Annotated in this window: 22 protein-coding genes; 11 read left to right on the forward strand and 11 right to left on the reverse strand. The window is 73.5% G+C overall.

What is annotated here, in order from left to right; genetic code table 11:
• Positions 1-12: 12 nt before the first annotated feature.
• A complete protein-coding gene (locus EV376_RS07975; RefSeq protein ID WP_130321487.1) occupies positions 13-636 on the forward strand; it encodes a hypothetical protein in 624 nt (207 codons plus the stop codon).
• 54 nt (positions 637-690) lie between these two features.
• Here EV376_RS07975 and EV376_RS07980 read toward each other — a convergent pair whose 3' ends face one another.
• Positions 691-1482 carry an enoyl-CoA hydratase-related protein gene (locus EV376_RS07980; protein WP_130321488.1) on the reverse strand — a complete coding sequence of 264 codons (792 nt, stop codon included), beginning with the start codon at positions 1480-1482 and terminating at the stop codon, positions 691-693.
• A gap of 4 nt (positions 1483-1486) precedes the next feature.
• The gene (locus EV376_RS07985) at positions 1487-2305 is read right to left on the reverse strand and encodes a PaaX family transcriptional regulator C-terminal domain-containing protein (protein ID WP_130321489.1); all 819 of its coding nucleotides are present in this window, start codon (positions 2303-2305) and stop codon (positions 1487-1489) included.
• 190 nt (positions 2306-2495) lie between these two features.
• On the opposite strand from EV376_RS07985, the gene EV376_RS07990 reads away from it, so the two are divergent.
• Together EV376_RS07990 and EV376_RS07995 are read left to right on the forward strand one after the other, a co-directional pair.
• Positions 2496-2663, forward strand: a complete 168-nt coding sequence (locus tag EV376_RS07990) for a DUF3117 domain-containing protein (RefSeq protein WP_007455245.1) — start codon at positions 2496-2498, stop codon at positions 2661-2663.
• Between the two features lie 129 nt (positions 2664-2792).
• On the forward strand, positions 2793-4259 hold the full coding sequence (locus tag EV376_RS07995) for a M17 family metallopeptidase (protein WP_130321490.1): 1467 nt from the start codon (positions 2793-2795) through the stop codon (positions 4257-4259).
• A gap of 13 nt (positions 4260-4272) precedes the next feature.
• Here the strand turns inward: EV376_RS07995 and EV376_RS08000 are convergent, their stop codons facing one another.
• The gene (locus tag EV376_RS08000) at positions 4273-4860 is read right to left on the reverse strand and encodes an O-methyltransferase (RefSeq protein WP_130328570.1); all 588 of its coding nucleotides are present in this window, start codon (positions 4858-4860) and stop codon (positions 4273-4275) included.
• A gap of 287 nt (positions 4861-5147) precedes the next feature.
• On the opposite strand from EV376_RS08000, the gene EV376_RS08005 reads away from it, so the two are divergent.
• The gene (locus EV376_RS08005) at positions 5148-6461 is read left to right on the forward strand and encodes a trypsin-like peptidase domain-containing protein (RefSeq protein WP_130321491.1); all 1314 of its coding nucleotides are present in this window, start codon (positions 5148-5150) and stop codon (positions 6459-6461) included.
• 72 nt (positions 6462-6533) lie between these two features.
• Complete coding sequence (locus EV376_RS08010) at positions 6534-6953, forward strand: twin-arginine translocase TatA/TatE family subunit (protein WP_130321492.1); 420 nt, start codon at positions 6534-6536, stop codon at positions 6951-6953.
• Between the two features lie 86 nt (positions 6954-7039).
• Here the strand turns inward: EV376_RS08010 and EV376_RS08015 are convergent, their stop codons facing one another.
• From EV376_RS08015 to EV376_RS08025, 3 genes are all read right to left on the reverse strand, one after another.
• Positions 7040-8188 (reverse strand): Mrp/NBP35 family ATP-binding protein, encoded by a 1149-nt coding sequence (locus EV376_RS08015; protein WP_130321493.1) that lies wholly within the window; start codon positions 8186-8188, stop codon positions 7040-7042.
• A gap of 144 nt (positions 8189-8332) precedes the next feature.
• Positions 8333-8938, reverse strand: coding sequence for a DUF1003 domain-containing protein (locus tag EV376_RS08020; RefSeq protein ID WP_130321494.1), 606 nt, complete (start codon positions 8936-8938; stop codon positions 8333-8335).
• Complete coding sequence (locus EV376_RS08025) at positions 8931-10217, reverse strand: magnesium transporter MgtE N-terminal domain-containing protein (RefSeq protein WP_130321495.1); 1287 nt, start codon at positions 10215-10217, stop codon at positions 8931-8933. The genes EV376_RS08020 and EV376_RS08025 overlap by 8 nt, the downstream gene beginning before the upstream one ends.
• A 33-nt stretch (positions 10218-10250) precedes the next feature.
• Here EV376_RS08025 and EV376_RS08030 point away from each other — a divergent pair, with 33 nt between their 5' ends.
• Positions 10251-11120, forward strand: coding sequence for a PhzF family phenazine biosynthesis protein (locus tag EV376_RS08030; RefSeq protein WP_130321496.1), 870 nt, complete (start codon positions 10251-10253; stop codon positions 11118-11120).
• 103 nt (positions 11121-11223) lie between these two features.
• The gene (locus EV376_RS30110; RefSeq protein WP_165437966.1) at positions 11224-11733 is read left to right on the forward strand and encodes a hypothetical protein; all 510 of its coding nucleotides are present in this window, start codon (positions 11224-11226) and stop codon (positions 11731-11733) included.
• 8 nt (positions 11734-11741) lie between these two features.
• Here EV376_RS30110 and EV376_RS08035 read toward each other — a convergent pair whose 3' ends face one another.
• On the reverse strand, positions 11742-12488 hold the full coding sequence (locus tag EV376_RS08035) for an HAD family hydrolase (RefSeq protein ID WP_165437967.1): 747 nt from the start codon (positions 12486-12488) through the stop codon (positions 11742-11744).
• Between the two features lie 96 nt (positions 12489-12584).
• On the opposite strand from EV376_RS08035, the gene EV376_RS08040 reads away from it, so the two are divergent.
• The gene (locus tag EV376_RS08040; protein ID WP_486482555.1) at positions 12585-13565 is read left to right on the forward strand and encodes a DMT family transporter; all 981 of its coding nucleotides are present in this window, start codon (positions 12585-12587) and stop codon (positions 13563-13565) included.
• Between the two features lie 123 nt (positions 13566-13688).
• Here EV376_RS08040 and EV376_RS08045 read toward each other — a convergent pair whose 3' ends face one another.
• Both EV376_RS08045 and EV376_RS08050 read right to left on the reverse strand, forming a co-directional pair.
• Entirely contained in the window at positions 13689-14000 is a 312-nt protein-coding gene (locus EV376_RS08045) for a hypothetical protein (protein WP_130321498.1), read from the reverse strand.
• Between the two features lie 24 nt (positions 14001-14024).
• Positions 14025-14849 carry an SDR family NAD(P)-dependent oxidoreductase gene (locus EV376_RS08050; protein WP_130321499.1) on the reverse strand — a complete coding sequence of 275 codons (825 nt, stop codon included), beginning with the start codon at positions 14847-14849 and terminating at the stop codon, positions 14025-14027.
• Positions 14850-14979: 130 nt separating this feature from the next.
• On the opposite strand from EV376_RS08050, the gene EV376_RS08055 reads away from it, so the two are divergent.
• Complete coding sequence (locus EV376_RS08055; protein WP_130321500.1) at positions 14980-15936, forward strand: HpcH/HpaI aldolase/citrate lyase family protein; 957 nt, start codon at positions 14980-14982, stop codon at positions 15934-15936.
• A 64-nt stretch (positions 15937-16000) separates the two neighbouring features.
• On the opposite strand, the gene EV376_RS08060 is transcribed toward EV376_RS08055, so the two are convergent.
• Entirely contained in the window at positions 16001-16540 is a 540-nt protein-coding gene (locus EV376_RS08060) for a DUF4190 domain-containing protein (protein ID WP_130321501.1), read from the reverse strand.
• Positions 16541-16659: 119 nt separating this feature from the next.
• On the opposite strand from EV376_RS08060, the gene EV376_RS08065 reads away from it, so the two are divergent.
• Positions 16660-17547: an SDR family oxidoreductase gene (locus EV376_RS08065; protein ID WP_130321502.1), complete on the forward strand. Its 888-nt coding sequence runs from the start codon at positions 16660-16662 to the stop codon at positions 17545-17547.
• A 27-nt stretch (positions 17548-17574) separates the two neighbouring features.
• On the opposite strand, the gene EV376_RS08070 is transcribed toward EV376_RS08065, so the two are convergent.
• Positions 17575-18057, reverse strand: coding sequence for a DUF4190 domain-containing protein (locus EV376_RS08070; RefSeq protein WP_130321503.1), 483 nt, complete (start codon positions 18055-18057; stop codon positions 17575-17577).
• Between the two features lie 170 nt (positions 18058-18227).
• Between EV376_RS08070 and EV376_RS08075 the strand changes: the two genes are divergently transcribed.
• Positions 18228-19424 carry an acyl-CoA dehydrogenase family protein gene (locus EV376_RS08075; RefSeq protein WP_130321504.1) on the forward strand — a complete coding sequence of 399 codons (1197 nt, stop codon included), beginning with the start codon at positions 18228-18230 and terminating at the stop codon, positions 19422-19424.
• The last annotated feature ends 36 nt before the right edge of the window (positions 19425-19460 follow it).

A 19460-nucleotide genomic window follows, 5' to 3' on the forward strand; every position in this document is an offset into this window, starting at 1 on the left:
TGGGATGGAAGCATGACGAGCGACACCGCATACCGGGCCGACCGGACGACCCACGCTGACGGCACGGACACGTGGGCCGTCCGGCTGCCGCCCGGCCGGTACGAGGCCGAGCGGCTCGTCCACCACGACACGCTGGAGCTGACGGGTCTCACCGACGGGCCCCGGCCGCGCCCCGGCGACCGGGTGGCGGTGCTGGCCGACGAGCCACCGCGGCTGGTCGCGCTGGGCCGGGTCACCGACGCCGGCGAGCGGCGCCCGGAGGTGCCGGAGGATCCGCTGTCCGAGCGGGTCGAGCCGCGGCTCGTGGTCGCGTACACCCGAAGGGTCTTCGACGAGCCCGTCGCGGCCGACGCGCTGGCGCTGCACGGGCCGGTCACCGCCCTGGATCCGGCGGTGTTCCGGGAGCTGGCCGACCGGCTCGGTCCGCCCCCGCCGCGGCGGACCTGGCTGGTCAGCCTCGACCTGCCGATCGAGGCCGCCTCCCCGGCGGAGGCGGTCCGGCTGTTCTGGGCCTACGTGCAGGAGCTGGGTCCGCGCGAGCTGCCCGCCTTCGTCTCGCCGTCCGGTGACGAGTTGGCGATGCAGGCGTTCGTGCTCGGCGAGGAGGCCAACCAGGATCCGGAGGAGGACGACTGAGCCGGCGCCGGTGGCCGCCGCGCCGTCCGGGCGCGGGACCGGCTCCGCTCCGCGTCAGCTGCCCTCGAAGACCGGCTTCTGCTTGTTGACGAAGGCCATCGTGGCCCTGCGGTGGTCGTCGGTGGCTCCGCAGATGGACTGGGCCTGGGCCTCCGCCGCGAGGGCGTCGGCGAGGGTTCCCGCGTCCGCGATGGAGAGCTGTCGCTTGATCGCCCCGTACGCGACGGTCGGGCCGGCGGCGAGCCGCGCCGCCAGCTCCTGCGCGGCCGGCAGCACCTCCTCGTCGTCGGCGACCAGCCGGTTGAGCAGCCCGAGTTGGCAGGCCTCCTCGGCGCGCACCGGCTCGGCCAGCATCAGCAGCTCGACGGCCTTGGCGTGGCCGACCAGCCGGGGCAGCGTCCAGGAGGCACCCGTGTCGGCGGCGAGGCCAACCTTGGCGAAGGCCATGAGGAAGCTGGTGGACGGCCCGCCGATGCGGATGTCGGCGAGGAAGGCCAGCGAGGCGCCCGCGCCGGCGGCCATGCCCCGGACGGCGGCGACGACCGGCTTGGGCAGGTTCGCCAGCCGGGCGGCGATCGGGTTGTAGTGCGCCCGGACCGTGTCCAGCGGGTTGCCCTCGGTCGACTCCAGGGTCCGCACGTGCTCGCGCAGGTCCTGCCCGGCGCTGAACGACCCGCCCGCCCCGGCCAGCACCACCGCCCGGCAGCTCCGGTCGGTCTCCAGCTCGGCGAGGGTGTCCCGGAGGGCCTCCTTGAGCGCCACGTCGAGCGCGTTCAGGGCCGTCGGCCGGTTGAGCGTCAGGGTGACGACGGCGTCGGTGCGGTCGACGAGCAGGGGCTCGGTCACGGTGTCAACGACCCTTCTGTCGGGCGATGCGGTTGCCGGCGTCGAGGCAGTGCTCGACGTACCGGTCGGCGGCCGGCCGCAGCCGGGCCGCGTGGCGGTCGAAGAAGCTGGCCGCGGCGGTGCCGGGCCAACGCTCGGGGAGCAGCGCCGGGGGCAGCTGCGGGTCCCGGAAGAGGAAGGTACGCCACGCGTGGACGAGCCGGAACCGGGCCGCGTACGCCTCCTCGTCCGGGCTGCGCACGGTCACGCCGGACAGCTGCGGGCGCTGCTCGGCGACGAACTGCTCGTACGCCCGGCCGATCTCGGCCAGGTCCCAGGCGCGGCGGACGACCCCCATCGCCCCCGGCGTGCCGGCGGTGTGCGCGGCGGTGAACCGCTCGTAGCGCACGCCCGCCTCGTCCAGGAGCAGGTCGACGTCCTCCCCGGGGCGGGTGGCCACCCAGGTGCACTCGTCGAGGGTGCCGTAGCCGAGGAAGCTCAGGTTCGCGGCGAGGCGCTGCCGCTCGCGGCGGGAGGCCGGCGCCTCCAGGACCAGCAGGTCGAACCGCCCGTCCCAGGTGATCCGTCCGGTGCGGTAAATTCGCGCGGCCGCCTCGTCCAACCGGCGGGCGGCTTTCGGTGTGATCGCGTAGCCCGGTCCGGAGGCCATCCGGAGGGGTTCGAGCCAGCCCTGGCGCACCATTCGGGAGACCGCCGTCCGCACCGCGGGCGGTGCGATGCCGAGTGGCGCCAGCAGCTTGACCAGGGCGGCGACCGGCGCCCGGCCACCCCGGGGCCGGAGGTAGTCACCGTACAGGTCGAAGAGTGCCGACCGTGCCTGCATGACCGCACATTGTGACAGGCCTTCTCAGGATAAGCTAGATGCTGTTACATCAATGCTGCCTCGGTTTGGGTCCGGCGGTGTTCATCAGGGAAAATCGTTGGTCGACACCCCCGCACTGGTTGCGGGTGGTCGTGGCGAAGTGGCTGTGGGGCAACCCACCGACCCTGGTTCAGGTCTGAGGGGAGACAACATGGCGGCGATGAAGCCGCGGACGGGCGACGGTCCGCTGGAAGTCACCAAGGAGGGCCGGGGCATCGTCATGCGCGTCCCGCTGGAGGGCGGTGGCCGGCTCGTCGTCGAGATGACTCCCGACGAGGCCAACGCGCTCGGCGACGCGCTGAAGGCAGCCGCCGGCTGATCACGGCCCGTTCCGCGCAGTCGCGCGGACGGTCCATTCACCCCTGAGCCACCGGCCTGCCGGTGGCTCAGGGGCCTTCACGTCCTGCGGAGGCCGCTCCGCACGCTCTTCCTGGAGGTACGGCGCCGCGTGCTCGCCATCCGTCTGCTCGCCGAGCCCGACCGGCTCGACGTCCTCGCTCTGCCCGTTCGACCGGTCACCGGCGCGGAGCCGCCGGCGGAGCCGGTGCCCGTCGCCTCGGCCCTGCCCGACGGGGTCGCCGACGAGCTGGCCGCCCTGGTGCCGGCGGCGCGGCTGACCGGCACTCCCGGCGAGACCTGGACGCAGGTGCGGCCCGGCCGCGTTCCGGGCCGGCTGCTTCCGTTCGGCGTCGGTGCGGGCGACGAGGACGCCTGGCGGGCCGCCGGCGCCGCCCTCGTCCGGGCGACCAAGGATGAGAGCCACATCACAGTCGCGCTGCCCGCCGACGCTTCCGCCCCGGCCGTCCGGGGGCTCGTCGAGGGGCTGCTGCTGGCGTCCTACCGGTTCCGGCTCGGCGCCGACGACGCCGCGCCCGCACTGGGGGCGGTCGACCTTCTGGTGGCCGACCCGGCCGGGTCGGCGGCGGCGGTCGAGGTGGCCCGCACCACCGCCGAGATGACGCGGCTCGCCCGCGACCTGGTGAACATGCCGTCGTCGGTGAAGAATCCGCGCTGGTTCGCCGAGCAGGTCGCCGACGCCTCGGCCGCCGTCCCCGACCTGCACCTGCGGGTCCGGGAGCCGGCGGAACTGGCCGCCGAGGGCTTCGGCGGCATCCTGGCGGTCGGCTCCGGCTCGGCCAGCGGCCCGCGCCTGGTGGAGCTGGACTGGCGGCCCGCCGGGGCGCGTACCCACGTGGTGCTGGTCGGCAAGGGGATCACGTTCGACACCGGCGGCATCTCCATCAAGCCGGTGCCGGCGATGAAGCTCATGCGCAAGGACATGGCCGGCGCGGCGGCCGTGGTCGCGGCGACCCTGGGGGTGGCCGCGCTGCGGCTGCCGGTACGGGTCACCACCCTGGCCCCGCTCGCCGAGAACATGGTCAGCGGCGCCTCGTACCGCCCCGGCGACGTCATCCGCCACTACGGCGGCGTGACCAGCGAGAGCACCAACTCCGACGCCGAGGGGCGGCTCGTCCTGGCCGACGCGATCGCGTACGCCGTGCGCGAACTGCGGCCCGACGTGCTGGTCGACCTGGCCACCCTGACCGGCGCGAACGCGGTGGCCCTCGGCAAGCGCACCGGCGCCCTCTACAGCGAGAACGACCGGCTCGCCGCGGACCTGCTGGCCGCGATCGAGGCGGCCGGGGAGGCGGCGTGGCGGATGCCGCTGCCCGCCGACTACGTCGACTACCTGCGCAGCGACCTCGCCGACCTCTACAGCGCGCCCACCCGGGGCGCCGGCTCGGTGGTGGCGGCGCTCTACCTGCGCGAGTTCACCGGTGAGCTGCGGGACCGGTGGGTGCACGTCGACATGTCGGCGCCGTCCTGGTCCGACGGCGACGACGCGGAGCTGACCAGGGGGGCCACCGGTTGGGGCGTACGCTCCCTGCTGCGCTGGCTGGCCACGCTCGGCTGAGGCCCGGCGCGGCTCAGCAGCGGACGGCGGCGAGCAGGCCGTGCCCGACCGGCAGCAGGGCGGGGATCCAGTGCTCGGACTCCCGGATCGCCTTGACCGTCTCCCGGATGGTCACCGTCTCCACGTCCCGGGCGGCCGGGTCGCCGATCCGGCCACCGGCCAGCGTGCCGTTGAGGGCGAGCACCCCGCCCGGGCGCAGCAGTCGCTGGGCGGCGTCCACGCAGGCGGCGAAGCCCGTCGACTCGGCGTCCACGAAGACCAGGTCGTACGCCCCGTCGGCGAGGCGTGGCAGGACGTCCAGCGCCCGCCCGGTGATGATCCGGGTCCGGCCGGCCGGGAAACCCGCCTCGGCGAAGATCCGCCGGGCGATGCGCTGGTGCTCCACCTCCACGTCGATGGTGGTCAGCACCCCGTCGGGACGCATGCCGCGGAGCAGCCAGACCCCGCTCACCCCGGTCCCGGTGCCGATCTCCACCACGGCGCGCGCGTTGCCCGCCGCGGCGAGCAGCCGCAGCGCCGCTCCGGCGCCGGGCGTCACCGCGTCGAGGCCCACCTCGCGGGCGAGGGCGCGGGCCGTGCGCAGCACGAGATCCTCGGTCACGTACGACTCGGCGAACTGCAGAGCCTGGGTCGAGGGGCCGGAACCGGCGACCGTGGCGATGGGGCACCTCCGGGCGGCGCGTGTGGTCACACAGGGGCGGGTGGGCACTGTGAGCCTAGAGGCGACGTGCGGCGGGCGCAGCCGCGCGTCCCGGCATTGACGATCACGGAGGCAACCGGTGACTCCACCGGTGGCATCCGTGTAATCCTGGAAGCGGTGTCCGTTCGACCGCGAACCGCCGTGGGCGGGTCGCGCGGATGGCCCGGGGACGAGTGGGAGGCAGCGACGTGACCGACGGCTGGGACTGGCGCCAGCCCGGGACGGGGCCCGGAGCGGCCGGCCCGCCGCCGTCCGCGTACCCCCCGGCGGGCCCACCGCCGCACGGGCCGGGCGGCACGGGTTCGCCCTGGTGGTCCGACGCGCTCGCCGACCCGTGGCGCGACCCGGGAGCGCCGGCCGCCGTCGTCGTGCCCGGCGGGCCGGTTCCCGGCGCCGAACCCGAGCCGGTCACCGACCCGGACGCCCCCGGCCGGCCCGCCCTGCGGGACCTGCTGCTCATTCCGCTGATCACCGCCCTGCTCGCCGGCGCGCTGGGCGGCGCCCTCGGCTACGCGTTCGCGATCCGGGGCGGCGGCGCCGGCCCCGTGCTCGGCGCGAACCCCGGGCAGCCGCCGGAGCTGGCCCAGCGCAAGCCGGAGTCGCTGGCCGGCGTGGCGGAGCGGGTGCTGCCCAGCGTGGTGACGGTCCGGGTGGCCAGCGTCGGTGGGACGAGCGAGGGCTCCGGGTTCATCGCCACCGCCGACGGCCACGTGATCACGAACGACCACGTGGTGGCGGGCGCGACCGGTCGGGCCTCGGTCATCTTCAACGACGGCAGCTCGGCGCCGGCGACCGTCGTGGGGCAGGACCCGGAGTCGGACATCGCGGTCATCAAGGTCACCAACAAGAGCGGTCTGCGTCCGGTGGAGTTCGGTGACTCCGACGCGCTCGCGGTCGGCGACCCGGTGCTGGCCATCGGCTCGCCGCTCTCGCTGGCCAACACCGTCACCGCCGGCATCGTCAGCGCGCTCGACCGCACCATGCAGGCGGGCGAGCCGGGCGGCCCGACCCGCTACTACGCGGCGATCCAGACCGACGCGGCGGTGAACCACGGAAACTCCGGCGGTCCCCTGGTGGACGGAGCGGGCCGGGTGATCGGCGTCAACTCCACGATCAAGTCGCTGGTCGCCGACGGGCAGGAGGCCGGCAACATCGGGCTCGCCTTCGCCATCCCGATCAATCAGGCCAAGCGGATCACCCAGGACATCATCGGCACCGGCAAAGCCCGCCGTACGGTGATCGGCGCCCAGGTCGGCGGTGTGGGGGCGGGTGCCGGAGCGGGCGTCCGGCTGGCCTCGGTGGAGCCGTCCGGCCCGGCGGCCGGCGCTGGGCTGAAGGCCGGCGACGTGATCCTGAAGCTCAACGGCCGGCCGATGACCGAGCCGACCGACCTGATCGCCCTGGTCCGCAAGTTCGCACCCGGATCCGTGGTGGCCGTGGAGTACCGCCGGGGTTCCGCCCGGCAGAACACCTCGGTGACGCTCGCCGCGGATGCGAAGTGAGCCCGTCACCCCCTCCCGGGGTGGCGTACGACGTGCGTAGGCTTGCTCTGACGCCGAGAGGAGGCCCGCGCAGTGTTCGACAACCTGAACTGGTGGGAGATCGGTGCGCTGCTGCTCCTGGCGCTCCTGATCTTCGGTGACCGGCTGCCCACGGTCATCAACGACGGCCTGCGGATGGTGCGCAACCTGCGCCGGATGGCGACCAACGCCACCACGGACCTCAGCCGGGAGCTGGGCACCGACATCAAGCTGGAGGACCTGCACCCGAAGGCGTTCATCCGCAAGCACCTGCTGAGCGAGGAGGAGGAGGCGGCGATCCGGAAGCCGCTGCAGGGCGTCTACGACAACCTGCGTGCCGACGTCACCGGCGTGCACGACGAGCTGAAGGACGTCGCGTCCGCCGTCGACCCCCGCTCGAACGGGAGCCGCTCGTCCACCACCACCGCCTCACCCGCCCCGGCCCCCCGCGTCAGCTACGACGACGCCACCTGACCGAACCGGTACGCCCACAGACAGCGAAGAGTGGCCCTCCCGCGTGGAGGGCCACTCTTTCTGCTGTGCGGGATCTTGGGTTGTGGTCAGCGGCCGGCGGGCTTGAGGCCCAGCGGCTTGCCGAGGAGCGACTCGCGGCGGACGGCGAGCCGGTCCGCGACCTGGCCCAGTGCCTTGGCGGCGGCCGACTCCGGCTCGGCCAGCACGATCGGGTTGCCCTCGTCGCCGGCCTCGCGGACCCGGGTGTCCAGCGGGATCTGACCCAGCAGCGGCACCTGCGCGCCGATCGTCTGCGTCAGCGAGTCGGCGACCGTCTGCCCGCCACCGGCCCCGAAGACCTCCATCCGGGAACCGTCCGGCAGCTCCAGCCACGACATGTTCTCGATCACACCGACCACCCGCTGGTGGGTCTGCAGCGCGATCGCGCCGGCCCGCTCCGCCACCTCGGCGGCGGCGGCCTGCGGCGTGGTGACCACCAGGATCTCGGCGTTGGGCAGCAGCTGGGCCAGCGAGATGGCCACGTCGCCGGTGCCCGGCGGCAGGTCGAGCAGGAGCACGTCCAGGTCGCCCCAGTAGACGTCGGCGAGGAACTGCTGCAGCGCGCGGTGCAGCATCGGGCCGCGCCAGACCACGGCGGCGTTGCCGGAGGTGAACATGCCGATCGAGATGACCTTCACGCCGTGCGACTGCGGCGGCATGATCATGTCCTCGACGCGGGTCGGTCGACCGTCGGCGCCGAGCATCCGGGGCACCGAGTGGCCGTAGATGTCGGCGTCGACCACGCCGACGGAGAGCCCCCGGGCGGCCAGCGCCGCCGCCAGGTTGACCGTCACGCTGGACTTGCCGACGCCGCCCTTGCCGCTGGCCACCGCGTACACCCGGGTGCGCGACCCCGGCTGGGCGAACGGGATCACCGGCTCCTGGCCGGCGGCACCGCCCCGGAGCTTCGCCTGCAGCTCCTGGCGCTGCTCGGGGCTCATCACGCCGAACTCGACAGCCACGCCGGTCACACCGGGCACCGCGCCCACGGCGGCGGTGATGTCGCTCCGCAGCTTGTCCTTCAACGGACAGCCGGCCACGGTGAGCAGCAACTCGACCCGGACGACGCCGTCGTCGCCGACCGCCGCGGAGCGGACCATGCCCAGCTCGGTGATGGGCCGGCGGATCTCCGGGTCGTTGACGGTGGCCAGCGCGGCCTGGATCGCGTCGGAGACGGTGCTGACGGGTGCTGACATGCCCGCAATGCTACGTCGGCGGTGATCCGTCACCGCCCCAGGCGGGGGTCGGTGTGAGCGAATCGATGGGCTGGACGGGACCCGGCGGAAATGCGACGATCCGAGGCGAACGCCGCTCGCCTGGCCCCTTGAGGCAAGCGGCGTTCAATACTTCCCGGACTCCGGGCGGCCGTCCCGGGCGTAGTCGCTGTCCAGCTCGTCCCGGGGCTCGTCCAGCCCGTCTCCGCCGGCCGTCCGCTCCTGCGCCCGGCGCTCCAGCCGCTGCCGGCGCTGGGCGGCGTCGTCCAACTCCTGGGCGAGCCGGGCCAGCTCGGAGCGGAGGAAGTCGCGGGTCGCCACCTCGCCCATCGCGTTGCGGAGCGCGGCGATCTCCCGGGTCAGGTACTCGGTGTCCGCCTTCTGCGCGGTCGCCCGCCGCCGGTCCTCCTCCATCGCGAGCCGGTCCCGGTCGGCCTGGCGGTTCTGGGCCAGCAGGATCAGCGGCGCCGCGTAGCTGGCCTGCAACGACAGCACCAGGGTCAGGAACGTGAAGGTGTACGGGTCGAAGCGCAGGTCCGGGGGCGCGAGCGTGTTCCAGAGGAACCAGGTCGCGATGACCACCGTCATGTAGACGATGAAGTGGGCTGTCCCCATCCCCCGCGCGATCGCCTCCGACCAGCGGCCGAAGGCCTCCGGGTCGAACCGGGGCAGCTGGAGCCCCCGGGCCTCGCGCGGCTGGTCCAGCCGCTCCGGCCGCCGCCGCTCAACCATCCGCGGCCTCCGGCGGCTCGTCGGTGGCGGCCTGGCCGGTCGGCGCGGCGTCCCGTTCGCGCCAGTCGCGGGGCAGCAGGTGGTCCAGCACGTCGTCGACCGTGACGGCGCCCACCAGCCGGTTGTTCCGGTCGATCACCGGCATGGCGACCAGGTCGTACGTCGCCATCCGGCGGGTGATCTCGGGCAGCGGGGTGGCGGGGCGCAACGGGTCGATGTCGTTGACGACCACGCCACCCAGCAGGTCGGCCGGCGGTTCCCGGAGCAGCCGCTGGAAGTGGACCATGCCGAGGTACCGGCCGGTCGGCGTGGTCATCGGCGCCCGGGTCACGAACACCTGGGCGGCTATCGCGGGGGAGAGCTGCGGCTCCCGGACCCGGGCCAGCGCCTCGGCGACCGTGGCGTCCGGCGGCAGGATCACCGGCTCCGAGGTCATCACCGAGCCGGCCGTGCCGGGCAGGTACTTGAGCAGCTGACGCACCGGGTCGGCCTCGTCCGGCTCCATCAGGTCGAGCAGGACGTCCTGCTCCGGCGGCGGCAGTTCGCCAAGCAGGTCGGCGGCGTCGTCCGGGTCCATCAGCTCCAGCACGTCGGCGGCGCGCTGCCGGCCCAGCGCGGCCAGGATCTCCACCTGGTCCCGCTCCGGCAGCTCGCTCAGCACGTCCGCGAGCCGCTCGTCGTCCAGGGCGGCCGCGACCTCGTTGCGCCGCTCGTCGGGCAGATCCTGCAGGGCGTTGGCCAGGTCGGCGGGGCGCATGTCCTCCAGCACCGCGAGCAGGTTGGCCGTACCCCGGTTGTCGGCGATCCCGCTCAGCCCGCGGACCCGGTCCCACTCGACCTGGTGCAGGTTGCCGCGGCGGGTGAGCCGGCCGGTGTGCTCGCGGACGGCGACCCGGGACAGCGTCCACTCGCCACGGGAGGACTCCATCGCCACGTCCACCACGGTGCCCGCCTGCCCGCCCGGGTCGATCTGCACCCGCCGGTCCAGCAGCTCCTGGAGCACGAGCAGCTCGTTGGGGCGCTTCTCGAAGCGGCGCAGGTTGAGCGTGCCGGTGCCGAGCACCACCGCGTCCGCGTCGAGGGAGGTGATCCGGTTTATCGAGAGGAAGATCCGCCGCCGCATCGGCATCTCGGCGACCAGACCGACGACCTCCGGCGGGCGCTTCGTGGCGCGCAGCCGGGCCACCGCGTCGCGTACCCGGCCCACCTGGTCGCCGTTGGGGTCGTAGACGGCGACGCCGGCGAGACGGGCGATGTAGACCCGGGTCGGCGTGCTCACGCGCACCAGCCTAAGCGCCTAGTGTTTATCAACATGTCGACCCTGGCCTACGAGATCGTGGACGTGTTCACGGACCGCCCCTTCGCCGGTAACCCCTTGGCGGTGGTGTTCGGTGCCGACGGCCTGGCCACCGAGCAGATGCAGTCGCTCGCTCTCGAGTTCAACCTCTCCGAGACCGTGTTCGTGCTCCCGCCCACGCAGGCCGGCGCCACCTACCGGGCGCGGATCTTCACTCCCGTCGACGAACTGCCGTTCGCCGGGCACCCGAGCGTCGGCGCGGCGGTCACCGCCTGCCGGCGTGGGCTCTTCGACGTCGGCCAGGTCACCCAGGAGTGCGGCGCGGGCGTGCTGCCGATCGAGGTGACGGCCACCGGCGCGACGCTGACCGGTGGCCTGCCCACCCTCGGCCCGGAGCTGGACCCGGGGCCGCTGCTGGAGATGGCCGGGCTCACCGCCGACGACCACGTCGGGCCGCCGCCCCGGGTCGCCGGCTGCGGCCTCGAGTTCCCGTACCTGCCGGTGCGGCGGGACGCGGTGGCGCGGGCGCGGGTGAACGCGGCGGCGGCGCAGCGGTACGGAGTGGAGCACGTGAGCGTCTTCTCCTGGGACGCCGATTCGCAAACCGCCCACGCCCGGGTCTTCGTGCCCGGGCTCGGCGTACCGGAGGATCCGGCGACCGGGTCGGCCGCCCTCGGGCTCGGCGTCTGGCTGGTGGCCAGCGGCCTGCTGCCCGGCGACGGGCGGTCCAGCTACGCGGTCCGGCAGGGCATCGAGATCAACCGGCCGTCGTCGCTGGCCTGCACGGTCACCGCGGCGGGCGGGGCGGCGGTCGGCGCGACCGTCGCCGGCCAGGTGATGCCGGTGGCGAAGGGCGAGATCCTGGTCCCGCCCTTCATCGGCTGAGGGGTAAGGAAGGGTCCCTTCTCAACGCCTGCGGCAGCGGAAGGGCCCTTGTCAACGCCGCACTGAGGAAGCGGGACGGCGACGGGCGCGGGAGGATGTGGGAGTGAGCGACGCGGCGGAGCGCAGCACCCCCCTGATCGACGAGGCGATGAAGAAGGCCGCAGTGGCCTGGGTGGGCGTGCCCGGCGGGCCGGCGTACGCCCTGTGGTGCGTCCCCCTCGAGGGGGCGCTCTTCGTGGTGAGCGGGCCGGGCGAGCAGTCCGCGCCCGGGCTCGCCGACGCGACGCGGGCGGAGGTCACGCTGCGGGGCGACCACGGCGGCCGGATCGTCACCTGGCCGGCCGACGTGACCCGGCTGGTGCCGGGCACCGAACACTGGGAGACCATCGCACCGCTGGTCGCCGCCAAGCGGCTGAACGCACCCGGCCCCGCCGCCGATCTGGTGGCGCGGTGGGCGGCCGAAGGCTGTGCGCTGAACCGGCTCGCCCCCGCCGGCGAGTCGACCGCCGGTGCCGCGCTGCCCACCGGGGCGCTGGCCGAGCCGCCCCGGGCGGCGACGGTGGTCCGGGCCACCCGCAAGCCCTTCCGGCTGCACCGCGTCCGTCGCCGCTGACACCGCCGCTACGTGTTGACAAGGGACCCCTGCTCTACGGCAGGCGTCAAGCAGGGGCCCTTCCTTTCACCTGCCGCATCGACGTAGTCCAGCACCTCGGCGAGGGATGCCAGCTCCGCGCCGACCCAGCCGTGGTCCGGGTTGAAGACCAGGTGATCGGCGAGATCGGGGGACGCCAGTCGTACCGCGGTCAACCCGGCCCGCTCCGCCCCGGTCAGCTCCTGGCTGTCCCCGTCGCCGACGTACAGGCACCCGGCCGGCTCCACGGCCAGGCGGCGGCACGCGGCCCGGTAGAGCTCCGGGTCCGGCTTGCAGCGCCCGACCTGGACCGACAGGACGCGGACGTCGAGCAGCGGGTCGACCGGCAGGTCCGGCAGGTAGGCGGGCAGCTCGTGGGTGCAGTCGCTGACCAGACCGGTGCGCAGTCCGCGCCGGCGCAGCGCGGCCAACGTCGGTACGGCCTCGGCGCGGAGCCGGATGTCGGCCCGGACGGCGCGGTGCCGGGCGGCGACGGCTGACCGGACCGCCTCGTCGGAGGGGTGGACGCCGGCCTGCTCACAGACCCAGCGCAGGGTCGCCTCGGCGGTGCCCAGGCGGCCGGTGGCACGTTGGTAGAAGGTGCGGTCGAGCACGTCGACGAACACCTCGAGCGGGCAACCGAGCAGCTCGGCGGCGGTGCGATGAGCCGCGCCGCGGGGTGCGGAGCAGGTCAGCGTGCCGAAGAAGTCGAACAGCACCGCCTGGAACGTGGGCATGGGGGAGGGCCTCCGGGCGGTCGAGGGGTCGCCGGCGGATCGCGTGTGATCGTAACCGAGCACTGACGGTCCGTGGTTGCCCGGGCCGTGTGAGTATTGCTCTCCGTGTCATCCCCGCCGCACCGCCCGTCGCCGGACCCGCTGACCCTCGGCGCGCTCGCCCTCGCGGTGGTGGCCGTGTCGTCGTCCGCACCGCTGGTCGCGTTCGCGGCCGCGCCGGCCCTCGCGATCGCGTTCTGGCGCAACCTGCTCTCGACGGCGGTGCTCGGACCGGTCGCGCTGGTGCGGCGGCGGGCCGAGTTCCGGGCGCTGAGCGCACCCGCCGGCCGGCGGGACGCCGGGTACTGCGTGTTGTCCGGGGTCGCGCTCGCCGCGCACTTCGCCGTCTGGATGCCGAGTGCCAAGCTCACCACGGTGGCGGCGGCCACCGCGCTGGTCGCCACCCAACCGGTGTGGCAGGGGTTGATCGCCCGCGCGCAGGGCCGGCGGCTGTCGTGGGGGGTGTGGGTCGGCATCGGCGTGGCGGTCGCCGGCGCGGGGCTGGCCACCGGCGCGGACGTCACGGTCTCCGGGCGGGCCTTCCTCGGCGACCTGCTCGCGATCGTCGGTGGCATGTTCGCGGCGGTCTACACCGCCCTCGGCGAGCGGGCGCGCAGGACGTTGAGCACCACCACGTACACCACCGTCTGCTACGGGGTGTGCGCCCTGCTGCTGCTCGTGGTCTGCCTGGTCGGCGGGGTGCCGCTGACCGGCTTCGACGCCCGTAGCTGGCTGGCGGTGCTGGCCCTGGTGGCCGGCGCCCAGCTGCTCGGCCACTCGATGTTCAACTACGCCCTGCGCCGGGTCTCCGCGACCACGGTGAGCGTGCTGATCCTGCTGGAGGCGCCGGGCGCCGCGTTGATCGGCTGGGTCTGGCTGGGCCAGCTGCCGCGTCCGTTGGCGCTGGCCGGCCTGGCGCTGCTGCTGGCCGGTGTCGCGGTCGTCATCCTCGCCAACGCGGGAACCCGCCGCGCCAGAGCCGGGGCACCGGTCCCGCCCACCGTCCCGGCCGATGCCACCCCGCTCCGCGACGACTAGTTCCGTTACCGGTTCCCGACCGGGCCGGGACCTGACCTTGCCGCCCACGACCTCTCGGCAACCAGAACCGGGTGCCCACAGAAGCCGCGAAACCGCGTCCCGGTCCACCTCGCCGAGTGACGCTCAGACCTCCCGCACCTCGAGGACCCTGGTGGTCGGGGCGGCGTCGCCGAGGGCGGCCCGCAGCGCGACCCGCTCGGGGTCGGTCAGGAAGGACTCGTAACCCGTTCGCGTGTCGAACCGGATGACGTGCACCTCGGAGCGCCCGTCGCCGGTGCGCAGCCGGCGCTCCACCCGGCCGCCGTGCCGCCCGAGCAGGGCGAGCACGCGATCCTCGTACGCCCGGCCGGCCTCGACCGCGTCGGCGGCCAGCTCCACCAGCGCGACCAGGAGCACGGCGGCCGCCGGGTCGGTGTCCTGCCCAGTCGACGTCATGTGGCGGAGTATGGCAGCCGGCCGCTACTCGCCGATGCCGACGGCCTTGGCGCTGGCCGTCCAGAGCCGGGCGGCGAGTTGCGGGTCGGCCGCCTTGGGCAGCGGCCGGCGCAGTCGCCGGTCGAAGTAGTAGCCGCCGCTGCGCAGCCGCTCCGGCTCCTGGTTGGCGAGCCAGACCAGCGTCTCGGCCCCCTTCTCGGGGCTGCGGAACGGCAGCAGCCGCATGCCGAGGGCGACCACGCGGCTGTCGTTGCCGAACCGGGTCCGCACCACGCCGGGGTGGAAGCAGTACGCCGGCAGGTCCGGCCAGCGGCGGGCCGCCTCCGCGGTGAACAGGATGTTCGCCTGCTTGCTGGTGCCGTACGCGTTCATCGGGCGGTACCGGCGCAGCGGGCGGTTGAGGTCGTCCGGGTCGAGCGAGCCGCTGCGGTGGGCGCCGGAGGCGGTGCCGACGATCCGGCCCACCCGGTCCCGCAGGAGGTTGGTCAGCAGGAACGGCGCGAGGTGGTTGGCCTGGATCGACAGTTCGAACCCGTCGACGGTGGTGATCGGCTGGAGCACGATCGCCCCGGCGTTGTTGGCCAGCACGTCGATCCGGTCGTACACGGCGCGCAGCCGCTCCGCCAGGCCGCGGACGTCGTCGAGGACGGCGAAGTCCGCCCGGAACAGCTCCGGGCGCTCACCGGCGGCCTCGCGGACCTGCTCGGCGGCGGCCTGGAGGCGGGCCGGGTCGCGGCCGACCAGTACCACCTGGTCGCCGCGGCAGGCCAGGTCGACGGCGGCTGCGAGGCCGATGCCGGAGCTGGCCCCGGTCACCACCACCAGCCGACGCCCAGTGAGATCTTCCACAGGTCCATTCACCCCGGTCACGGCACGAGGTTACCGTGGCGTCACAACGTCCTTTGGGATCGTTAAGTCTTCACACTCTCAGGTTCAGGTGACGTCGGCGTGCCCGCCGAACGCTGGAAGGAGCGCATCCATGGCCGCAGTCGGTCGCCCCCGCCGGTCCTGCCTGGCGGTACCGGGTTCCAGCGTCAAGATGCTCGGCAAGGCCCAGGGCCTCCCCGCCGACCAGGTCTTCCTCGACCTGGAGGACGCGGTCGCCCCGCTCGCCAAGCCGGACGCCCGCAAGAACATCGTCGCCGCGCTGAACGAGGGCGACTGGACCGGCAAGACCCGGGTGGTCCGGGTCAACGACCTGACCACGCCGTGGACGTACAAGGACGTCATCGAGGTGGTCGAGGGGGCGGGCGCCAACCTGGACTGCATCATGCTGCCGAAGGTGCAGAACGCCGCCCAGGTGCAGTGGCTGGACCTGACCCTCACCCAGTTGGAGAAGACGCTCGGCCTGGCGGTGGGGCGGATCGGCATCGAGGCGCAGATCGAGAACGCCGCCGGCCTGGTGAACGTCGACGCGATCGCCGCCGCGTCGCCGCGGGTGGAGACCATCATCTTCGGGCCGGCCGACTTCATGGCGTCGATCAACATGAAGTCCCTGGTGGTCGGTGCGCTGATCCCGGACTACCCCGGCGACCCGTACCACTACATCCTGATGCGCATCCTGATGGCCGCCCGGATGCACGACAAGCAGGCCATCGACGGCCCGTTCCTGCAGATCCGCGACGTCGACGGGTTCCGTGACGTGGCCAAGCGCTCGGCCGCGCTGGGCTTCGACGGGAAGTGGGTGCTGCACCCCGGCCAGATCGACGCGGCCAACGAGGTCTACTCGCCGGCGCAGGCCGACTACGACCACGCCGAGCTGATCCTCGACGCGTACGAGCACTACACCTCGGAGGCCGGCGGCAAGCTCGGCGCGGTGATGCTCGGCGACGAGATGATCGACGAGGCGTCCCGCAAGATGGCGCTGGTGATCGCGGCGAAGGGCCGCGCGGCCGGGATGACCCGCACCTCGTCCTTCACCCCGCCGGCTGAGTGACCGTCCCCGCGACGTGCCGCCCCGGCTCCGTTCCCCGGAGCGGCACGTGGCTTTCCGGCGCCGCTCAGACGCTCGACTGGGACGTCGTGATGGCGAAGACGATCGCGACCACGTAGAAGGCGATCAGCAGCGCCAGCAGGCCGGTCAGGATCCAGCCGACGATGATGGCGGCCTTCGCCATGCCCTCGCCGCCCTCGCCGGTCTGCTGGATCTGCTTGCGCGCCACGTGACCGAGGATCGCCCCGATCGGCGCGGTGATGCAGGACGCGATGCCGACGAGCGACAGGACCAGGGCCGCGATGGCCATGCTGTTGGTCTTCGGCTGCGGGTAGCCGTAGCCGGGATACATCGGCTGCGGGTAGCCGCCCATCGCGTACGGGTCGGGCATCGGCTGGCCGGGCGCCTGCTGACCCCCGTACGGGTCGGGGTACGGGCTCGCCGGCGCGCCCGGGTACGGGTTCGTCGGGGCGTACGGGTCGCCACTGGTGGGCTGGGCGGGGATGGGCTGGCCGCTCACCGGGAGGGTGGGGTCAGCCGGCGGGGAGGACTGCTGGCCGGCCCAGGCCGGGTCCTGCCAGCCGCCGGACGGCGGGGGGTAACTCATCGTCTGCTCTCCATCGAGGTTCGGGTGAGCCGTCAGCGTAATCAGCGGCGGGCAAACCCGGGCGCTCCGCCACCGGGTGCCGCGTTGCCCGAACCAGGGTGAACGGGCAGGATCCTGGCATGGCGATTGACTCGAGAGCCGGCAGCCGGTCGAGACGGGACGCGAGCCGTCCCGGTGTGGCGCGCCGCAACCGGTCGGTGACCGGCCCCGCCGGTCAGGACGAGCCGGCGGCCCTTCCGGAACCGGTCACGATGCGGCTCGACGGCCGGGTCGCGTTGGTCACCGGGGCGGGCAGCCCGGACGGCATCGGGTACGCGACCGCGCGTCGCCTCACCGACCTGGGCGCCCGGGTCGCCATCGTCTCCACCACGCGCCGCATCCACGAGCGGGCCGGCGAGCTGGGAGTCACCGGCTTCGTGGCGGACCTCACCGACGAGTCGGAGGTCGGCGCGCTGGCCGACGCCGTCGCGGAGCAGCTCGGCGACGTGGAGGTGCTGGTCAACAACGCGGGCCTGGCCAGCCGGGCCAGCCCGGAGGTGTTGCGGCCGGTCGCCCAGCTGAGCTACGACGAGTGGCGCGGCGAGATCGACCGCAACCTCACCACGGCCTTCCTGTGCAGCCGGGCGTTCATCGGCGGGATGGCGGAGCGGGGCTGGGGGCGGATCGTCAACCTGGCGGCGACGGCCGGTCCGGTCAACGCGCTGCCCACCGAGGCCGCGTACGCGGCGGCCAAGGCGGGCGTGGTCGGGCTCACCCGCGCGCTGGCGATGGAGATGATCGCCGACGGGGTGACCGTCAACGCGGTCGCTCCCGGCACCATCCACACCGCGGCCTCCACCATGGCCGAGATCAGGCAGGGCCTGGGCACGCCGGTCGGCCGGCCCGGCACGCCGGACGAGGTGGCGGCCGCCATCGCGTTCCTGTGCTCGCCGGCCGCCTCGTACATCACCGGTCAGATGCTGGTGGTGGACGGCGGCAACAGCGTCCGCGAGGCGCAGTTCCGCTGACGACGGTGGCCGGTGCCGGCCGCGCGGTCAGTACCGCATTCCGCCGTCGCTGCCGGCCAGCGCCACCAGGGCGATCCAGCCGCAGCAGGACAGCAGGATGAGCGCGGTGAAGACGTAGCCCAGGATCAGGCCCCAGGTGGCGAGCTGGTCGCCGTCCTCGCCGCTGGTGCGGATCTGGCGCTTCGCCAGGTGGCCCAGCACGATTCCGGCCGGCGGGAAGACGAATGCGAAGACCAGGGACAGGATCGCCAGGACGTTCACGCCCCGGTTGGCGCTCGGCGGCGGCCCGTAGGGACCGTACGGCGATCCCCACTGCTGCCCGTACGGCTGACCGCCGGGCGGCTGCCCGTACGGCGGTTGGTTCGGGTCGTACCCGTGCGGGGGCTGGTTCGGGTCGTACCCGGGGGGTGGCGGCGGTGGGGGCGGCGGTTCGGGGCCCGACGTGGGCTGCTCCCACGGCGACGGCGGCCGGTCGGGATCCGGCGGTCCCGGCGGCGGTGGCTGGCTCACGGTCTCCTCCTCCTGCCGGATCGCGTCCTATTGCCGGACGCTACCGCGACCGGTGAACCTTTTCACAGCGGTTGTGTGGACTGGTCACCTTGGCGACGCCGTCCGCGCGGCCGATACTGACCGAGCGTTTAGTTACCCCTGAGTAATGCGTCGATCCCCCGGAGGCTGAGATGGCCCGACTCGCCCAGACGCCCGGCCTGACCGATGTGCAGCGGTCGATCCTGGAAACCGTCCGGGAGTTCGCGGACAAGGAGATCATCCCGCACGCGCAGCGGCTGGAGCACGCCGACGAGTACCCGACCGACATCCTCGACGGGATGCGCGAGATGGGGCTGTTCGGCCTGACCATCGCCGAGGAGTACGGCGGCCTGGGCGAGTCGCTGCTGACGTACGCCCTGGTGGTCGAGGAGCTGTCCCGCGGCTGGATGTCGATCTCCGGGATCGTCAACACGCACTTCATCGTCGCGTACCTGATCTCCCAGCACGGCTCCGCGGAGCAGCGGGCCCGGCTGCTGCCGAGGATGGCCACCGGCGAGGTCCGCGGCGCCTTCTCCATGTCCGAACCGGAGTGCGGCTCCGACGTCTCGGCGATCAAGTCGAAGGCGGTGCGCGACGGCGACAACTACGTGCTCAACGGCCAGAAGATGTGGCTGACCAACGGGGCCTACTCGTCGGTGGTCGCGACCCTGGTCAAGACCGACACCGGGGCCGACTCGGTCTACGGCAACATGAGCACGTTCCTGCTGGAGAAGGAGCCCGGGTTCGGCGAGACCGCACCCGGTCTGACCATCCCCGGCAAGATCGACAAGATGGGCTACAAGGGCGTCGAGACCACCGAGATGGTCCTCGACGGGGTGACCGTCCCCGCCTCCGCCGTGCTCGGCGGCGAGGAGCGGGTGGGTCGCGGCTTCTACCAGATGATGGACGGCATCGAGGTCGGTCGCGTCAACGTCGCCGCCCGGGCCTGCGGCATCTCGATCCGGGCCTTCGAGCTGGCCGTCGCGTACGCCCAGCAGCGCCGCACCTTCGGCCAGCCGCTCGCCAAGCACCAGGCCGTCGCGTTCAAGCTCGCCGAGATGGGTACGAAGATCGAGGCGGCGCACGCCCTCATGGTCAACGCCGCCCGGCTCAAGGACGCCGGCCAGCGCAACGACGTCGAGGCCGGTATGGCCAAGCTGCTCGCGTCCGAGTACTGCGCCGAGGTGGTGCAGGAGGCGTTCCGCATCCACGGGGGCTACGGCTACTCCAAGGAGTACGAGATCGAGCGCCTCATGCGTGAGGCCCCGTTCCTGCTGATCGGCGAGGGCACCTCGGAGATCCAGAAGACCATCATCAGCCGCGGCCTGCTGAAGGAGTACAAGCTCTGAGTTGAGAAGCGTCCGCCCACCCTCCGTCGGGCCGGA

The sequence above is a fragment of the Micromonospora sp. CNZ295 genome (genome assembly GCF_004217535.1).

Bases quoted from the DNA above. Each gene is read 5' to 3' on its own strand.
- EV376_RS08020 (WP_130321494.1), bottom strand. From the start codon at position 8,938: ATGGTTGAGCGGCGGCGGCCGGAGCGGCTGGACCAGCCGCGCGAGGCC.
- EV376_RS08035 (WP_165437967.1), bottom strand. From the start codon at position 12,488: ATGCCCACGTTCCAGGCGGTGCTGTTCGACTTCTTCGGCACGCTGACC.
- EV376_RS08055 (WP_130321500.1), top strand. From the start codon at position 14,980: ATGGCCGCAGTCGGTCGCCCCCGCCGGTCCTGCCTGGCGGTACCGGGT.
- EV376_RS07975 (WP_130321487.1), top strand. From the start codon at position 13: ATGACGAGCGACACCGCATACCGGGCCGACCGGACGACCCACGCTGAC.
- EV376_RS08045 (WP_130321498.1), bottom strand. From the start codon at position 14,000: ATGACGTCGACTGGGCAGGACACCGACCCGGCGGCCGCCGTGCTCCTG.
- EV376_RS07985 (WP_130321489.1), bottom strand. From the start codon at position 2,305: ATGCAGGCACGGTCGGCACTCTTCGACCTGTACGGTGACTACCTCCGG.
- EV376_RS08030 (WP_130321496.1), top strand. From the start codon at position 10,251: ATGTCGACCCTGGCCTACGAGATCGTGGACGTGTTCACGGACCGCCCC.
- EV376_RS08065 (WP_130321502.1), top strand. From the start codon at position 16,660: ATGGCGATTGACTCGAGAGCCGGCAGCCGGTCGAGACGGGACGCGAGC.
- EV376_RS08075 (WP_130321504.1), top strand. From the start codon at position 18,228: ATGGCCCGACTCGCCCAGACGCCCGGCCTGACCGATGTGCAGCGGTCG.
- EV376_RS08060 (WP_130321501.1), bottom strand. From the start codon at position 16,540: ATGAGTTACCCCCCGCCGTCCGGCGGCTGGCAGGACCCGGCCTGGGCC.
- EV376_RS08015 (WP_130321493.1), bottom strand. From the start codon at position 8,188: ATGTCAGCACCCGTCAGCACCGTCTCCGACGCGATCCAGGCCGCGCTG.
- EV376_RS07990 (WP_007455245.1), top strand. From the start codon at position 2,496: ATGGCGGCGATGAAGCCGCGGACGGGCGACGGTCCGCTGGAAGTCACC.